Annotated in this window: 2 protein-coding genes; both read left to right on the top strand. The window is 63.3% G+C overall.

Going from position 1 to position 1,693, the window contains the following annotated elements; translation table 11 throughout:
• Positions 1-586 (top strand): L-rhamnose/proton symporter RhaT (locus QZT71_RS12465; RefSeq protein WP_295916682.1); only part of this gene is annotated, 586 nt, incomplete at its 5' end.
• Between the two features lie 2 nt (positions 587-588).
• The gene (gene rhaD / locus QZT71_RS12470; protein WP_295916683.1) at positions 589-1,392 is read left to right on the top strand and encodes a rhamnulose-1-phosphate aldolase; all 804 of its coding nucleotides are present in this window, start codon (positions 589-591) and stop codon (positions 1,390-1,392) included.
• Positions 1,393-1,693: the final 301 nt, after the last annotated feature.

Genomic DNA, 1,693 nt, shown 5'->3' on the forward strand with positions numbered 1-1,693 from the left:
GGGTATCGCCGTAATCGGATACGCCGGGTCACTGCGGTCGCAGAACATGACCGAAGAGGAGAAACGCGCCGCCGTCAAGGACTTCGCCCTCACCAAGGGCCTGGCCGTGGCGCTGCTGGCGGGCGTGATGAGCGCCTGCTTCAACCTCGGGCTCGAGGCCGGGCGGCCGCTGCAGGTCGAGGGCGTGAACCCGCTGTTCCGCACGCTGCCCGCCACGCTGATGGTGACGCTGGGCGGACTGGTGACCAACGCTGCCTACTGCCTGTGGCAGAACGCCCGCAACCGCACGTTCGGCGACTACGGCAAGGTGTCGCTCTACGCCAATAACCTGCTGTTCTGCGCACTGGCCGGCGGGCTGTGGTACTCGCAGTTCTTCGGATTCGGCATCGGGCAGACCTTCTTCGAGCCCGGGTCGGTCGTGGCGGCTTTCGCCTGGTGTATCCTGATGGCGCTCAACGTCACCTTCTCCAACGTGTGGGGCATCCTGCTCAAGGAGTGGCGCGGGGCGTCGGGAAAGACCGTCGGCGTGTTGGTCTGCGGCCTGGCGATTCTGATATTTTCACTCGTATTCCCTAATTTGTTCTGAACATGAAATCGATACTCGAAAACCGCCCGGCGCTCGCCGCCGAGGTGGAGAAAGTGGCCGAAACGGCCGGTTACCTCTGGCAGAAAGGCTGGGCCGAGCGCAACGGGGGCAACATCACGGTAAACGTCACGGAGCATGCCGACGAGGCAATCCGTGCGCTGGAGCCGATCAGCGGGCGCTTTGAAATCGGCACCACGCTGCCCGGCCTGAAAGGATGCTATTTCTTCTGCAAGGGCACCAACAGGCGCATGCGCGATCTGGCGCGCCGCCCGATGGAGAACGGCTCGGTAATCCGCATCCTCGACGACTGCGCGTCATACGAAATCATCGCCGACAACCCGGTGAAGCCGACCTCGGAGTTGGCTTCGCACCTGGCGATGCACAACCGGATGATCGCCTCGGGCAACGGTTACAAGGCCGCGCTGCACACTCATCCCATCGACCTGATCGCCATGACGCACCACGCGCCGTTCCTCGAAAAGGACGTGCTGACGAAACTGTTGTGGAGCATGATTCCCGAAACGCGGGCGTTCTGCCCCAAGGGGCTGGGAATCGTTCCCTATGCGATGCCCTCGTCGGTCGAACTGGCCGAAGCCACGATTGAGCAGCTGCGCGAATACGACGTGGTGATGTGGGAGAAACACGGCGTATGCGCCGTGGGGCCCGACATCTTCGAGGCGTTCGATCAGGTGGACGTGCTCTCCAAGGCGGCGCAGATATACCTCACGGCGCGTTCGATGGGCTTCGAGCCCGCCGGTACGACGCAGGAGCAGATGGACGAACTGAAACGGGCGTTCAACCTCTGACGGTGCTGTCCCGAAAGCGGACGGAAGGGGGTGCGGCCGGAGGGGGCGTCCCGGCGCCGGGTCCGGTTCGGGCCCCCGGCGGGAGATCCGGGATGTGCACCGGGGACAGGCCGTTTGCAGGGACTTCGGAACCGTCGCGCGAGGATGCCGGAAACATGAATACAAACTGGTTATGAAAAAGATACTTTTATCGTTTTGTATGACGGCGGCCGCCTTGTGTGTGCAGGCCGCTGCGCCGTGCGTGCCCGTGGGGCTGCGGTGCGAACACCTGACCGCCCCGCTGGGCATCTTAATTGATAGA

Origin of the sequence: uncultured Alistipes sp. (assembly GCF_902388705.1) — a bacterium.
Taxonomy (GTDB): Bacteria; Bacteroidota; Bacteroidia; order Bacteroidales; family Rikenellaceae; genus Alistipes.